The sequence below is a fragment of the Enterobacter cloacae complex sp. FDA-CDC-AR_0164 genome, from assembly GCF_003071645.1.
In the GTDB taxonomy this organism is placed as follows: domain Bacteria; phylum Pseudomonadota; class Gammaproteobacteria; order Enterobacterales; family Enterobacteriaceae; genus Enterobacter; species Enterobacter ludwigii.
Genome location: NZ_CP028950.1, coordinates 3858384 through 3872487, shown reverse-complemented (window position 1 = coordinate 3872487; position 14104 = coordinate 3858384). Strand labels below are relative to the sequence as shown.

13 protein-coding genes and 3 pseudogenes are annotated in these 14104 nt (G+C 46.3%); 5 read left to right on the top strand and 11 right to left on the bottom strand.

The window, feature by feature from the left end:
- Window position 1: 1 nt before the first annotated feature.
- The 4 genes from AM410_RS19145 to AM410_RS24275 form a co-directional block, all read right to left on the bottom strand.
- Entirely contained in the window at window positions 2-421 is a 420-nt protein-coding gene (locus AM410_RS19145) for a hypothetical protein (RefSeq protein WP_014170113.1), read from the bottom strand.
- Window positions 422-697: 276 nt separating this feature from the next.
- Entirely contained in the window at window positions 698-1126 is a 429-nt protein-coding gene (locus AM410_RS19140) for a WapI family immunity protein (protein WP_040017536.1), read from the bottom strand.
- An 11-nt stretch (window positions 1127-1137) separates the two neighbouring features.
- Window positions 1138-1809 (bottom strand): hypothetical protein, encoded by a 672-nt coding sequence (locus tag AM410_RS19135; RefSeq protein ID WP_234047585.1) that lies wholly within the window; start codon window positions 1807-1809, stop codon window positions 1138-1140.
- 159 nt (window positions 1810-1968) lie between these two features.
- Window positions 1969-2100, bottom strand: coding sequence for a hypothetical protein (locus AM410_RS24275; RefSeq protein WP_257791591.1), 132 nt, complete (start codon window positions 2098-2100; stop codon window positions 1969-1971).
- Here AM410_RS24275 and AM410_RS19130 point away from each other — a divergent pair.
- The 3 genes and pseudogenes from AM410_RS19130 to AM410_RS24225 form a co-directional block, all read left to right on the top strand.
- Window positions 2087-2779 (top strand): annotated as a pseudogene (locus AM410_RS19130) (phage portal protein); the annotation flags it as partial. The gene AM410_RS24275 and the pseudogene AM410_RS19130 overlap by 14 nt on opposite strands.
- Window positions 2780-3253: 474 nt before the next feature.
- Window positions 3254-4306: an SIR2 family protein gene (locus AM410_RS24230; protein ID WP_236900087.1), complete on the top strand. Its 1053-nt coding sequence runs from the start codon at window positions 3254-3256 to the stop codon at window positions 4304-4306.
- Window positions 4278-5849 (top strand): hypothetical protein, encoded by a 1572-nt coding sequence (locus tag AM410_RS24225; RefSeq protein ID WP_236900085.1) that lies wholly within the window; start codon window positions 4278-4280, stop codon window positions 5847-5849. Before AM410_RS24230 ends, AM410_RS24225 begins: the two co-directional genes overlap by 29 nt.
- Window positions 5850-6674: 825 nt before the next feature.
- On the opposite strand, the gene AM410_RS19115 is transcribed toward AM410_RS24225, so the two are convergent.
- From AM410_RS19115 to AM410_RS19095, 5 genes and pseudogenes are all read right to left on the bottom strand, one after another.
- Window positions 6675-7391 (bottom strand): toll/interleukin-1 receptor domain-containing protein, encoded by a 717-nt coding sequence (locus tag AM410_RS19115; RefSeq protein ID WP_108648244.1) that lies wholly within the window; start codon window positions 7389-7391, stop codon window positions 6675-6677.
- A gap of 570 nt (window positions 7392-7961) precedes the next feature.
- The gene (locus AM410_RS19110) at window positions 7962-8183 is read right to left on the bottom strand and encodes a DNA-binding transcriptional regulator (RefSeq protein WP_108648242.1); all 222 of its coding nucleotides are present in this window, start codon (window positions 8181-8183) and stop codon (window positions 7962-7964) included.
- 76 nt (window positions 8184-8259) lie between these two features.
- On the bottom strand, window positions 8260-9429 hold the full coding sequence (locus AM410_RS19105; RefSeq protein WP_108648240.1) for a phage late control D family protein: 1170 nt from the start codon (window positions 9427-9429) through the stop codon (window positions 8260-8262).
- A pseudogene (locus AM410_RS19100) lies at window positions 9426-9683 on the bottom strand (phage tail protein); the annotation flags it as partial. The pseudogene AM410_RS19100 and the gene AM410_RS19105, both read right to left, overlap by 4 nt.
- Window positions 9683-9799, bottom strand: a pseudogene (locus AM410_RS19095) (Cox family DNA-binding protein); the annotation flags it as partial. The pseudogenes AM410_RS19100 and AM410_RS19095, both read right to left, overlap by 1 nt.
- Window positions 9800-9919: 120 nt before the next feature.
- Here AM410_RS19095 and AM410_RS19090 point away from each other — a divergent pair.
- The gene (locus tag AM410_RS19090; protein WP_108648238.1) at window positions 9920-10219 is read left to right on the top strand and encodes a helix-turn-helix domain-containing protein; all 300 of its coding nucleotides are present in this window, start codon (window positions 9920-9922) and stop codon (window positions 10217-10219) included.
- Window positions 10220-10315: 96 nt separating this feature from the next.
- Window positions 10316-11326 carry a phage integrase gene (locus tag AM410_RS19085; protein WP_047651154.1) on the top strand — a complete coding sequence of 337 codons (1011 nt, stop codon included), beginning with the start codon at window positions 10316-10318 and terminating at the stop codon, window positions 11324-11326.
- A 112-nt stretch (window positions 11327-11438) separates the two neighbouring features.
- Here AM410_RS19085 and AM410_RS19080 read toward each other — a convergent pair whose 3' ends face one another.
- The gene (locus tag AM410_RS19080; RefSeq protein WP_108648237.1) at window positions 11439-12989 is read right to left on the bottom strand and encodes a methyl-accepting chemotaxis protein; all 1551 of its coding nucleotides are present in this window, start codon (window positions 12987-12989) and stop codon (window positions 11439-11441) included.
- A 97-nt stretch (window positions 12990-13086) separates the two neighbouring features.
- Window positions 13087-14103 carry a LacI family DNA-binding transcriptional regulator gene (locus AM410_RS19075; RefSeq protein ID WP_014170151.1) on the bottom strand — a complete coding sequence of 339 codons (1017 nt, stop codon included), beginning with the start codon at window positions 14101-14103 and terminating at the stop codon, window positions 13087-13089.
- Window position 14104: the final 1 nt, after the last annotated feature.

Here is a 14104-nt window from a genome sequence, read left to right as displayed (position 1 = left end):
CTCACTCTGCTTCCGGCGTTTTCGGCGCGCTGTCGTCGCGTTTATCTTCGCGATGACCGTGCCAGCCGCAATGCCCGCGACCATGGCGACCAAAGCCTTCGCGACGCTGCTGAATAAACGCCTCACGCTGCTCGGGGGTCATGTTCATCCAGCGTTCGTGCATACGACGGTGCGCGCCGAACATCCCCGGGCGGAAGCCCAGCCCACCGAACAGGATCCGGCTTAATACCAGAATCCCCAGCGCCTGCCAGAAACCGATGGCTTTCACGCCAAGAATGGCCGGGAGTAAGGCATTCCACAGGGTCATGACCACCAGTCCAAGCACAAGGACGATTACCGCGCCTATCACCAGCCCTTTACCCATACGGTGGCGGCCAAACCCGCGTCCGTGCCCTCTTCCGTGCATATCGAAATCTCTCATGGTGTTTACCTCATTTACAGTGATTGATTATGGCTTGTGATGAGGTAGACGGATGAGGCGGGGAAATATTGCTGGGGAAATGGGAAATTTTTTGAGGCTTGTGGAAACGCGTTTTTTGCCGGGTGAGACTACGCTTACCCGGCTTACGAAATACAATTTTGCAAGTTAGCCGGGCATCAACCAGGCCCCCCTGAGTGACACTGGGGGGGCAGCAAAAACGGCGTAAAAGTATCTGCAAACTCGTGCACCTGATGCATGCACAACTAACATTGAAAATTAATTTGCCCAATTAATGATTTCGTCCAGCCCTAAAAGTAGTGCAGGAAAGTAACTTTCATCCAGCCCAAGACTATCGTTAACAACTACACTTTCGGCAGGGTTTTCCGGTCTGAGAGTTAATGTCAAAAGCACCCCCCGACCAACAGATGAGGGTGAAAATATCAGGTTTAACTGGTTCTCCGTGCTATCAAAAACCACGTCCTGCGCTTTAACGCCATTAACTAAATTCGCATGTAAATTTTTGAGCTTATCTTTTAAAGCTCTAAGTTCACCGACATTAAAAGAAGCCTTATATTGAGCCTTAAGCTCTGGTAGCTCATACTCTACATAAGTTTGTATCCAGTCATACGCTGGGGCTTCGGGTGTATTTTCCCGCTCAAAGGGGGTAATCCGAAGTACTTTCCTGTCGCTAATTATTTCAATCATATTCAGTTCCATCACTTGTATAGAAAGTGAGTTATTGTCCAGTCTTTTTCACGCACCAACACCTCTAGTGTGTATTTTTTATAAATATAGGTGCCCTTTTCTGCCCGATTCTCTACGAGTTTATATATTTCTGATTCGTAACGAAAAAGCCCAGGAACCTTTTGAGGGTCAGGAGTTCTTTTTCCGTAGCGAATAACTTTTTCCTGAAGTTGCAAAGGAACATAGCGCCCGGGATTAAGCATATGTTTAGCAGGGGTTTCAGTCATTTTAAGAGACCGTGCAGATAAGCCCATTTTCAGGCGTCCACGCAAGAGACTGATGGTAGCCTCACTGAGTCTCACAGCTACGGCGGTTTTGACACCACTCTCCAGTAATGCTTTACCTGCGCGGAAAAGACGAAATGCGCCAAAGGCAATTAAAGCGAGGTCAGTTGGATCAATCAGAGGGGCTTCTAATGGCGCTTCTTCCAGCCTGATGAACACACCATCAGCATCATATATCTGCCATAAACCGGGCGCCTGAGCGACGGAGTAGCCAATACACATTCCACTCTCATCATCTACGATAGGCTTAGAATTCAGTGGAGGATTGCGAGGTCGAAACTGGAAGTATTCACCGGAGGGTAAATTTGACTGGAAGGTGTAGTAGCGTCCTGGCTCGTCTGTAGCCAATCCAACAGTCATTAGCATGATTTCCTTTTGACTTAATCTTGTGGTCATCATAATTGACGTTTTCGTTTCAATCCACTTTTCATGACTCGAGCTTAAGTCGCATTTAACGCTAACGCCTCATTGGGAGAGTCGTTCAACCTCGTCAGTACTGAAAGCAAATTTCTTCAGCACCTACGGCAACTTACTGTCGACCAGCGTTATCAGTGGAAAAGTATGGAGTTTGCCGAACAGGCCGAGGTCGTCCGGGCGTTGTCCAAGAAATACACCGTCGATTGTATCTGCATCGATTCTTGAAAAGCGCATGAGCGTGACCGGCCAATTCATGAAGCTGGAAACCTCACCGGCCAAATACACCCGCCGTGGCGTGGAGGATGGTGTTTACTGGTACGTATCGAGCTTTACCCACCCGCACCAGTTTGCCCCCGGTTCGGTGTGCCATCTGCTTGAGCCCGATATCAATCAGGAGCTCTACGGGATGCCGGAATACCTGAGCGCGCTTAATTCCGCCTGGCTGAATGAATCCGCCACGCTGTTTTGTTGAAAGTATTACCAGAACGGCGCGCACGCGGGTTACATCATGTACGTCACCGACGCGGCGCAGAGCAGCACCGACGTTGAGTCGCTGCGCTCCGCAATGCGTGACTCGAAAGGACTCGGGAATTTCAAAAACCTGTTTTTCTACGCCCCGAACGGGAAGCCGGACGGCATCAAGATCGTGCCGTTGAGTGAAGTCGCCACGAAAGATGATTTTTTTAACATCAAGAAGGTGAGCGCCGCTGACCTGCTCGATGCGCACCGCGTGCCGTTTCAGCTCATGGGCGGCAAACCTGAAAATATCGGCTCGATGGGCGATATCGAGAAGGTGGCACGGGTATTTGTGCGTAACGAGCTGTCGCCGCTGCAGGAGCGGTTTAAAGAGATTAACGATTGGTTAGGAATGGAGGTGATCCGCTTTAAGGATTACAGCATCGAGACCGACTAAATCCGCCCAAAGTGCCGCCTACGGGCGGCACATCCTCAGACCTCACCAGACGACGCACACGCCACGTAGCTCCGCCACCACTCACGATTCAACCTCACCGCTCAGCGCACCGCCACGATGCACACAGACCCGCAAAATAAATCCTGTCACCACGTCTGGCGCGCAGTGCTATCCCCGCCTCGCCTGCTCGCTTAAAAGGTCGCTTTACTACCTCAGCCTTCGGCTAGCTCTAGCGGTAAAAGGCTAATCTGCATAAGCTAAACACATGCAAAAAAATGCAATTTCACAGTCTACCCATAGCCATGTGGTGACGAAGGCGGGTGGTAAGTAACTTGTTGGAATATCATCTTTTATTTGACTGAAGTCACGTTTTCCATGTTTTTTTGCTCAATACCCAAGGAAAAAATTTTGATATGATTTTTCTTTGTTTTATTGGGTTAACTTTCCACACACAACATTCTGATTGGAGACAAAATGATTGATAACTATGTTGCGGATGAAAAATTATTAATCAAGAAAAGAACCATAAAAGATCTTGCTGACTATATAAACATTAGATCTGGCCAAACCCCTAACTATTCATTATTTTTAGGTGCTGGCGCTTCAGTTACATCAGGTATTAGAACAGGCTTCGAATTGGTTCAAGATTGGAGAGAAGAGATTTTCACCAAGTTTTCAAAAGAAGAATACTCAACACCTGATAAAGCCGTTGAATGGCTATCAAAAAAACACCCTGATTGGTATGATAAAAACAATGAGTATTCATCTCTATTCGAAAGAAAATTCGACTTACCTTCACAGCGCAGACGCTTCGTTGAACTCCAAGTCGATAAGAAGTTACCTTCCATTGGTTATGCATATCTTGTTGAATTATTTGAAACCGGATACTTTGACACTGTTTTCACAACAAACTTTGATGATTTAATCAACGAAGCCTTTTATCAGTTCTCGTCTAACAGGCCGTTATTATGTGCTCATGATTCTTCAATAAAGGGAATATCGATAACATCAGCAAGGCCCAAAATAATAAAGCTTCATGGTGACTATTTATTTGACAGCATTAAAAGCTCACTCAGAGAAACTGAATCTTTAGAAAATAACACCCGTGAAAAATTGATAGAATTCACTAAAGAATATGGTTTGATATTTGTAGGCTACGCTGGAAATGACAACTCAATCATGGATGTTCTAAAACATCTTTTAAAACAAAGCGATTACTTGAGAAATGGTATTTACTGGTGCACCAGAAAGGGTGATCATATAACACCAGAATTGTTTAAATTTTTAAATCATGAAAAAGTTTATTGGGTAGAAATAGATGGATTTGATCAATTAATGGCAGAATTAGTTCATGAGTTAGGTGGCAATCTATCATTGGGAGGAAACCAAAAATCTTCCAAAAGAGAACGCATGATTCAAAATTTCATTGCTGATGAATTTAAGTTAAATAGTAATAACCTTATCAAGAAAGACATTCTAAAATTAAAAAAAACACACATTGACTCAAGACATTTCCGCCCTTATTAATGAACTTTCTGAGGCTGAAGGTGACGATCAAAAGATACCTGAAGAAGATTTCAAAAACCTCTTAGCCATAGACAATCTAATTCGTTCTAAAAATTATAGCGCCGCAGAAGATAAACTTAATAAATTAACCAATAGCACCACTGATGACAATATAAAATCAAAATATCTTCGTCGCTTAGTTGAACTAAAAGAAGAGCAAAATGATACGAAATCCGCCCTTGAGTACAGCGATAAACTCATAGAGCTGGATGGATTCAATTTGCATTACTCACTTACAAGAACCAACATATTCCCTGAATTAAAAGAGAAAATCATATATCTCAAAACTCTTTTAGAAAAATTTAAATATAGCGTTGATCTCAGGAATCACTTATGTAGAGTATCATTAAGACATTTAGAAACAAATGATGAAAAACTTATAAACTTTACTGATATCTATAGACTTTTAGACGAGAGTTTAAAGCAAGATAGCAGCCTTGGAAATGACGCATGGCGCATAAAATATGATGCATTTAAATGCGAACACTTATCAAATCACGATAAAAAAGAAAGAAATTCTTTAATTAAGGATCTACTGGAAACATTAAAAGGTATAAATCCTCTTCATGATACTTATTTAGATATTTATTCAAGCCACTCCAGTTCAACTCAAGAAAAAAAAGAAGTATTAGCTTGTATTGAAACTTTAAGTGATGCTTACAAGATTAGTTCAAAAAGCAAAAAAAAGAACATATTGAAATATTTAACTCAATTATATCTATCATTATTTGATTCTGAAGTTGATGAAGACACACCAATTCTCATGAGAGAATTTATTGCTAAGTATGAAGAAGATAAAGACATTTCGTGCATTGCTCCTTTTGTTTTATTTAAATCACGCTTTGAAATTGGTTGTAATAAAAACATTTCAGCCGGAATAGAACTTGCTAAAGAAGCCATGGAAAGTCCTTGGCGTAATGATCATATCCAGAGCATTGTCGACATACTTTTAATTGATAGAGGAAACATAGAGTTAGTTGCGGAATTTTTAGATAACCTCCCAAGAGACACTTCAGAGGTTCTAATTTTAAAAATCAAAGCTGAGCTGGCATACCTTAAAGGAGATTACGAATCATCGTTCAAATTAATGGATATGGCTCGTGATAAAAAATGGAATTTTAGCAGCTACATTCTAGGGAAAACTTATGTAAATCTTTTAGCGAAAAATTATCGAGAAGTTATTAAATTAGTTGATGAGAACTTAGGGAAAATAAAAGACATCCAAGAGCATGACATTCTCATTATTAATCGTGAGCTAGCAAAAAGAAAGCTTGGCTTAGAGGTTAAGAAACACGACATATTATCAATAATAGCCCATTACAAATCTAAGGGCACTGTTCCGATGTGTGCTTTCTTCCTTTTAGATGATGAGCGACAAGGGAAAAGACAGTTGCAAGTATTATTAGAACAAGACTTTATTAATTATTATAGGTTCATCGAATGGCCAGTATTACCTGAGGGTGTTTTATTATCTTTCTCGCCAATAAAAGGTGAGGCAGCTTAAATTTCTTTATTAACCCTAACAGTGGGACACTCATTCTACTGTTAGGTTTTAATATGACACCTATAATCATCAAGACGGAAACCAGATCTTTTTATACTTGAATTGTCTACGCATCCAAATTTAGTACAATGAAGCCAGTTATTATTCTCTTCGTTATATTCTCGCGAGGTTTTTATCTCATGTTCAGCCTTTTTAGAACCACTAGAGATTGGACCCAATCTACAGTTATTGACAGGACTCCGAGGCACAGCCATGCCGCTTTTTAAAGTCAAAGGCTCAACAACCAAAAACTGTGGAACGATGCGTCATTCGGCTACTCAGGTAATTTGTACCAGCTCAGAGCCAAATGCTGGCCGTAGATGCCCACAACGTTTTCCCACGTAAGATTGCTAGCGCAACTTTCCAGTTACACCAGACATTAAAAAGGCTCCCTCAGGAGCTTTTTTAAACGCTTCAACTCAATGAAATAAAAGGATTTATTTCAAGTCACGTCCACATACTGACCACATCGATACAAGAAGCCCCGTGAATGCGGGGCTTATGTTTTAACTGACAATGATATTTAACAAGACATTTATTAAGCAACTCGTATACGTTTTACGGTCGGTTATGAGCGAAAAGTGAAAGTTCAAAATGCTTAGTTATTTTGAGGTCCTTTGAGTCATTGCGGTTAGCGATTTCTGTATCTGAAACAATACATCTTGTTTCAAACAGGCCCTCTATTATAATCTTTAAATTAAAAAATGGACATGAAACTGACCTCTAATGCGGTCAGTTTTATGCCTTTCAATTTGACGGAGAAAATACAAAACTTGCGTTTTATATTTAGCAAAACATCTTAGGATCGTACCCATTTTCAATACACATATCCCAAAGTTGCTGATATCCATCCTCTTGAACCCATTTTTTTACTCTAGAAGGATCAGCTCCAATAATTTGAGCCACGTGCAATAAAAGATCTCTTTTAGAATATGACTTACCAGCTAACCAAAAAGGAAACTCTTCATCTCCACTATGAATTAATAATTCAAAAATTGTAGTTGCCTTACCGTCAATGCTTTGAAGTTTAATTTCTCCGACACCATCCAAAAAACGATGTTCAGGATTTTCCCAGCTTGGAATTACACCTCGATAGGGTGCTCCATCGGAAAGCACTTCTACCAGCTGCGACACAACTCCAGGAACTCCTGATGTATCTGTAATCCCTACTATACCACTTAGTGCAAAATGCTTATTTTCAATTTCTCTCTTAGTGACATTCAACCAGATCGGAAGTATTTTTGTATTTCCTTCAATATTCTTCCTAATGAGAGCATCCATTTCAAAGGACGTCCAACTTTTAGTCAGATAAGCTGGACTCAAAACCAAAATACCTGTTCTCGATTCATTCATTCCCTTTTCAATCGAGTCAAGTAATCGATCTCCAACCTTAAGAGACATAGGAGCAAACCAAACGCTTAATCCATTATTTTTCAGCCCAAATGCTACATCCGTTACAAAGTCATTGTCTTCAACAGCATATGATATAAATGTATCGTGCATTTTAATCGCCTTTTTCTTGATAATTTAACTAAAGGTATAATTTGAGTTACGTGGACATTAGTTGCTCGATAATTACGTTTAATGTTAACTTAAGCAAGGAAATTCATTACTTTTACTAAAGAGCACGATCTAAATCAAACTCTTTCTTTTTGGGCGTTGGGCCGGACTTACTTGGTGGGTATTGCTTAAATGCCTCTAACCTGCATACTCACTGTTGCGACCGCCCCCAACTATCAGCAGTTGCTCTTGAATAAATGTCACCCTGATAGCTAGTAGACTTACGATTCGTCATCACGATCCGAACGTGGAGTTATAGATGTAGCAACTCCCACTTCAACAGTTCACGCCTTCTGTTTCGGCTACATGAGTCAAATGTGATTCTATCCAATTAACAGTAAAAGAAATAAAATCTACGAGTAATCTTGATAAGAAACAATTGCAATATTGATGGCTTCATCTCATTTCTTTTGGTTTGGTTTGGTTTGGTTTGAATTTCATCACTTCCACTGCAGGCACTTTGTAGACGGTCATATTGTAACAAGCCCCGCAAATACGAGGCTTTTTCTTGCGTTACATCCAATGAATTTGCTGCTGACCCGATTGTGCTAGATGTGGGGGCGCTGGCACTACCTCACCTGGCGAAACGATAAAACGCTCTACCGTCTCAGTGGTGACAAACGTGCAACTGCAGTTGATGTTTGTGCACTGGTGATAGCGCTCCTTAGTGGTATCCGTAAAGTAACGGCTAGTACGAGCGTGTGCGGCAAATTTGCATTTTGGACAGTGAAACATGATGAGCACCTTATGACGTTTCCGATGCGTTCATTTTACTGACTTTATCAATACAAAACAAACACATACAAAACAATCACCCTTCCAATTTCTCTGCCTCATACTCTACGTCAGAAACCTTAACCTCAAGCTCTAAGCCCGTCGTGTAGCCGTTCCCGTTGAGGTTATGCACCACCCTGCTGATTATCCATGCCTGATCGTCTATGACGCGCTTAAAGCCTTTCACCGCCACTGGCGTCTCGGGAAATAAATCAGCCCGGCCAATAGCGAGCGAGATTGAAAACTCCGCGACGCCGCGCTGCAGCTTGTCCCACTTTGCCTGAGCGGCACGCATGGCCTGCGCCTTTGTCGCGTAGATGGTCGTCAGCTCCAGCACGTTGTCAGACTCACCGACCATGTACTCGCCCTCGCGCGCTTCCTGCTCCTTTTTAGCTTTGGGCTTTGACGTGGCTTTGGTGGCCTTTGGGTGTTGCAGCGCGCGCAGGTGCTGCTCTTTGGGCTTGCGCTTAAGCTTCACCTTTTGCTTTTGCGGCTTCGGGTCTCTGGTGTGCAGCCATTTGGCCGTAACGCCGGTGTAGGCTTCGCGGTCAGCAATCGCAAACTGGTGCCGGTCGCCGTCGCCGCGTTCAAGTGTCATCTGCGGAATGGGCTTCCCGCTGGCCGTCTTACCGCTTCCGGCTTTCAGAAATAACAGATTCCCCGCTTTTACAGAGACCGCTGCACCGTTCCGGTCAGCCAGACGGGACAGAAACACCGCGTCGGATTCCTGCGACTGGTCAATGTGAGGTACGGGGATCGCTTTCAACGTGTCGGCCACGCTGGCTGTCATCTTATTGCGCGCTGCAATGGTCTCAACAATGACCCCGAGCGTGGTGTCGTGCCATGACTGTTCCCGGCGGGAGTTCAGCGAACCGCGAAAATCAGCGCTCCGCCCCCGGATGGTCAGCGTATCAGGCGCGCCCCGGTGCTCGATTTCATCGACCGTAAAGGTGCCTTTTTTTATCAAAGCGCTATCCTGCCAGCCAAGCCACAGCGTTAACGTTGCGCCGCGCGGAGGCAGAGCGATTTGCCCGTCGGTGTCATCGAGCTCGATATCGAGCTGGTCGGCCTCGAATCCGCGATTGTCCGTCATGGTCAGGCTGATTAACCGGTCGCTAAAATCCTGCGTAATATCTTCGTTATCCTGCTTGAGCATAAACGCCGGGGCTATCTTTGCCCCGGCCTGAATATTCATACCCGTAATCATCCCGCCAGCCCTCCCAGCCAGTTACCGGCAGATGTCACCAGATTGTCGGCCTGCGTTTTCAGGTCGCCGTATATCGCCGCGAGCGACTCATCGACCCGTTTCAGCGAGAGGCTAAACTCGATTTTTCTGGCCGCGCCGTCGCTGAATAATTCGCTGTGCGTGTGGGTCACTTTATCGATGACATACATGCCGTGGATCATGCCCGTTCCGTCAATCAGCGGCCACGCCCTGCCCTCGTCGGCCATCAGCTCGATACAGGCAGCTTGCCCTTCTCAATCATCCCTTTAACCGCTGCGGGAGTTTTTCCAATAAGACGGGCAAATTCCTGATATGGAACCGCATCTGTTCTACTTACAAGCTGGTTGTTCATCTGCTACGATTCTCCTTTAGTGTGATTAATTGCTCTTAATGGGCTTTAATTGCTCTCACTAGATAACCCAATAAGAGTAAAACATCCCAATGGGGGCAATATTCTTCCATAGGAGTAACTATGTCAACCCCGGTATTTGAGAAGATAAAGCTGATTAGAGAATCAGAGAGATTAAACAAGAGGCAATTCAGTGAGTTAACAGGGATAGCGTATAGCTCTCTTGCTGGTTATGAGTCCGGAGACAAAAAGCCCGGCGTTGAGCAAATCATGAAAATCCTGCAACACCCCCGGTTCACAAAGTACACGTTGTGGTTCATGGCCGATCAAATAACACCTGAAGCTGGGCAGATTGCACCGGCTCTCGCGCACTTTGGGCAGCAGACAACAACGTCATCCCACTCAGACCAGAAAACTGGCTAACTATTTATGGCGCTTATTTGTGCAGTAAATGCACAGTGAGTTTTTGCTATTTAAATCAGGAAATTGAAGTACGCAGTAACATCATCGGGAGGCTTTATGTCTGTTAAAAAGCTCGATGATGGTCGATATGAAGTGGACATTAGACCGACCGGGCGTAACGGAAAACGCATCCGTCGGAAGTTCGACAAGAAAAGCGAGGCGATGGCTTTTGAAAAGCATACTCAATATAACCATCACTCAAAGGAATGGCTTTCAAAACCAACGGACAAACGCCAATTGTCAGAACTGAAAGAGTTATGGTGGAAGCTGAAAGGTAAACATGAGGAGCACGGTCAATCGTATCTCAGGAAAATTGAGCGTTTCGAAACGATGACCGGAAACCCGTGCGCTTTCCAGATCACCAAGAGCCTGATAACGCAATATTGTGCTCAACGTCGGGGTGAAGGTATTAAGCCAACTACCATCAACCGCGACCTGATCACGCTAGGTGGGATGTTCACAACCCTAATTGAGTCAGAACTGTATAACGGTGAGCATCCATTCAGGGGATTCAAAAAACTGAAAGAGCAGACAGCCGAAACGGGCTATCTTACTCTTGAGGAAATTGACGCCTTACTTGCTGCGCTCTCAGGTGATAATCGTAAAATTGCGGTTTTGTGTTTGAGTACCGGAGCAAGATGGGGGGAAGCTGCGCGATTGAAGGCGGAGAATGTGATTCATAACCGGGTGTCTTTCGTTAAGACGAAAACCAACACACCGCGCACGGTCCCGATCTCTGATGACGTTGCGGCTTACGTAGTCGGCAAAGCACGAGGCTTTCTGTTTCCTGAGGCCAGTTATGCTGAATTCAGGCGAATCCTCAAAGAAGTTAAGCCCGACTTACCGGCGGGGCAAGCAACACATGCTCTACGACACTCTTTCGCCACGCACTTTATGATTAACGGGGGCAACATCATCACACTGCAGAGGATCTTAGGTCATACGAAAATTGCGCAGACAATGGTCTATGCGCACTTCGCTCCTCAATACCTGCAGGACGCGATTTCGCTTAATCCGTTGAAGGGTGCTAATGGTGGTCAGAGTGTCCACAATGTGTCCACACCCTAGCCGCTTTTTATGGCTTTTGACTGCTAGTAGTAAAACGTGAAGCCTTGTCTGGCGCGGCTTTCCAGCTACGCCAGACATTAAAAAGGCTCCCTCAGGAGCCTCTCATTATCAATCAAGCCTGCACCGGCAAACTAAAGCTCGAAATACTCCTTGAGAGCTGCTGCGCCTGCTCTTCCAGGGAAGCGGCGGCTGCGGCGGACTGCTGAACCAGCGCGGCGTTCTGCTGGGTCACGCCATCCATCTCTGTCACCGCCTGTCCGACCTGGCTGATCCCACGGCTCTGCTCTTCAGAAGCCACGGAGATCTGCTCCATCAACGTATTCACTTTATTCACGGAGCTGATAATAGAATCAATGACCTCGCCTGAGCGGTTCACCAGTTCAGCACCGTTTTTGACGCTGGAAACCGACTGGGCAATCAGGCTTTCAATGTCTTTCGCGGCAACCGCGCTTTTCTGCGCAAGGGTGCGCACTTCACTGGCCACCACGGCGAAGCCGCGTCCTTGTGTGCCGGCGCGTGCTGCTTCAACCGCGGCGTTCAGCGCCAGAATGTTGGTCTGGAAAGCAATGCTGTTGATGACGCTGGTGATGTCCTCGATGCGCTTAGAGTTCGCCGCGATGGTATTCATCGTTTCGATCACTTCGCGGGTCACGGCCTCACCGGTGTGCGCATTGTTCACCGCGTCCTGCACCAGTTTTCCAGCCTGGTGAACGTTATCGGTGTTATTCGCCACGGTCGCGCTCAGCTCTTCCATGCTGGCCGCCGTCTGGGTTAACGCGGAGGCCTGCTGCTCGGTGCGTGAAGCCAGATCGATATTCCCGGAAGCAATTTCCTGCGCGGCGTGGGTGACGGTATGGCTCGCATCACGCACCTGGGCGATAGTCGACAGAAGCGCCTGGCGCATCTGCTCCATTGAGCCCATCAGGTGATCGATTTCATTGCCGGAGGTGCCTTTTACCGGTACTGGAATGTCCAGTTTACCGGCGGCAATCTGGCTGCAGTGCTCGCGTGCCAGGTTGACCGGTGCGAAAACAAAGCGCTTCATCAGCAGGCTGACGGCAACAATCACGATTACAAACAGGAAAGCAATCGCCGCAATGATCGCCAGACCGGAGATGAAATTACTGCTCGCATCCTCGTTCAGGGTTTTGGCATATTTCTGGTGAACCGCAAGCACTTGGTCGAGAACGATTTCATACTGACGGTCGAGGCGGGACACCTCCGGGATAAGCGCATTAAACTTCGCGACATCGTGCGCAGCGGCGGCGTCAATCAACGGTGCCAGCCCCTGGTTACGGTAGTTTTGCCAGGCATCCTGATACGCGCTCACCAGCGGCGCTTCATCCGACAGGCGCGGAGACGCCATAAACGTCGCAAAGGCATGATCCGCTTTTGTGAGGGCCTCTTTAACCGCGGAAAGTTTCGCTGACTCGTCAGCCGAGTTCCCCGCTTCCACCATCTTCACGTACTCCATCACCCTGACACGCAAGGTACGGCTGTGGTTGATGGGGTCAATGATCGACAGCACAACCTGGATTTCTTTGTTCACATTATCCAGGGAATTATTACTTTTAATGATGAGGCCAACGCTGGTAATGGTGCTGACGACAAAGAAGAAAAGCAGAGCAAAAAGGACAATCAGGGATGATTTTTTTAACGACATGGACCGATACCTCAAGAATAAACATTCCCTATCGTTATCGGCCGATCCAAAACTTAAATTAATTAAAGTTATTAACGTTTCCCTTCAGCAGCCAGGGCTATGCTTTCGCTTTATAGCGCCGCTGCAGGGTGGCATCCAGTTTTCGCTGTAACGGTTGTGGCGTTTCGCCGTCGATCAGTTTGCCAATCAGATCAAAGCAGTGCCACGCCAGCTGGCGGTTATCCTGGCGAATGGTATCAACCGGAATGGTGAGCGAGTCGTAAAGGTAGTGATCGTCAAAGCTGGCTAACCGGATATCACTTTGCATCAGGTTATGCTGCCCCATATAGCGCAATACCCCTTCCAGCAGACCACAGGCGGCAGTGAACAAGGCTTTTGGCGGGCGTCCCAGGCGGGCGCACAGCTCGGCGAACATCTCGTAGCCGGAGCTCGGGTGATAGTTTCCGTGAATGATCCACTCCGGGCGCAGCGCCACATTGGCCTCTTGCAGCCCTTGCTTAAACCCTTCCAGACGATCGCGCGTCGGGGAAAGCCGCGGCTGCCCGCCAAGGAAGTAAATTTCATCAGGATGCTGGCGCGCAATGTCGGCCACCAGTTCCGCCGTCGGGGTAATGGAATCGGTGATCACCAGCGGCAATGTGCTGTCGTTCATATGGCGGTCAAAAAGGACGACCGGCAGCTGTTCGCTCAGCTTCTGGTAGTCGGCATCATTGAGCATGCTGGAGGCCACAATCAGCCCGTCCACCTGACGCGCCACCATGTTATTAACCACCACCGTCTCCTGCCCCGGGTTTTCATCACTGCAGGAGATGAGCAGTTGAACGCCCGCCTCACGGCACAGCGTCTCCAGTTCGTGAGAAAACACCGCAAAGCCGTAGTTAGTGATCTCCGGCACCACCAGACCGATGGTGTGGCTACGGTTATCACGCAGCGAGCGCGCGTGAATGCTGGGCTGGTAATGATGCTCTTTCGCAATCGCCAGCACGCGCTCACGCGTCTCTTCCGCCACGCGAAGCTCTTTGCTGCGCCCGTTCAGTACCAGGCTGGCGGTGGCTTTTGAAACCCCCGCCAGTTCCGCGATGTCTTTAATTGTGACGCGTTTTGTTTTTCTCACA

What these genes read in the sequence shown, in the direction of transcription:
- AM410_RS19145 (WP_014170113.1), bottom strand. Translation starts at nt 421, where the DNA reads ATGAGAGATTTCGATATGCACGGAAGAGGGCACGGACGCGGGTTTGGC.
- AM410_RS19140 (WP_040017536.1), bottom strand. Translation starts at nt 1,126, where the DNA reads ATGATTGAAATAATTAGCGACAGGAAAGTACTTCGGATTACCCCCTTT.
- AM410_RS19135 (WP_234047585.1), bottom strand. Translation starts at nt 1,809, where the DNA reads ATGACTGTTGGATTGGCTACAGACGAGCCAGGACGCTACTACACCTTC.
- AM410_RS24275 (WP_257791591.1), bottom strand. Translation starts at nt 2,100, where the DNA reads ATGCGCTTTTCAAGAATCGATGCAGATACAATCGACGGTGTATTTCTT.
- AM410_RS24230 (WP_236900087.1), top strand. Translation starts at nt 3,254, where the DNA reads ATGATTGATAACTATGTTGCGGATGAAAAATTATTAATCAAGAAAAGA.
- AM410_RS19115 (WP_108648244.1), bottom strand. Translation starts at nt 7,391, where the DNA reads ATGCACGATACATTTATATCATATGCTGTTGAAGACAATGACTTTGTA.
- AM410_RS19110 (WP_108648242.1), bottom strand. Translation starts at nt 8,183, where the DNA reads ATGTTTCACTGTCCAAAATGCAAATTTGCCGCACACGCTCGTACTAGC.
- AM410_RS19105 (WP_108648240.1), bottom strand. Translation starts at nt 9,429, where the DNA reads ATGATTACGGGTATGAATATTCAGGCCGGGGCAAAGATAGCCCCGGCG.
- AM410_RS19090 (WP_108648238.1), top strand. Translation starts at nt 9,920, where the DNA reads ATGTCAACCCCGGTATTTGAGAAGATAAAGCTGATTAGAGAATCAGAG.
- AM410_RS19085 (WP_047651154.1), top strand. Translation starts at nt 10,316, where the DNA reads ATGTCTGTTAAAAAGCTCGATGATGGTCGATATGAAGTGGACATTAGA.
- AM410_RS19080 (WP_108648237.1), bottom strand. Translation starts at nt 12,989, where the DNA reads ATGTCGTTAAAAAAATCATCCCTGATTGTCCTTTTTGCTCTGCTTTTC.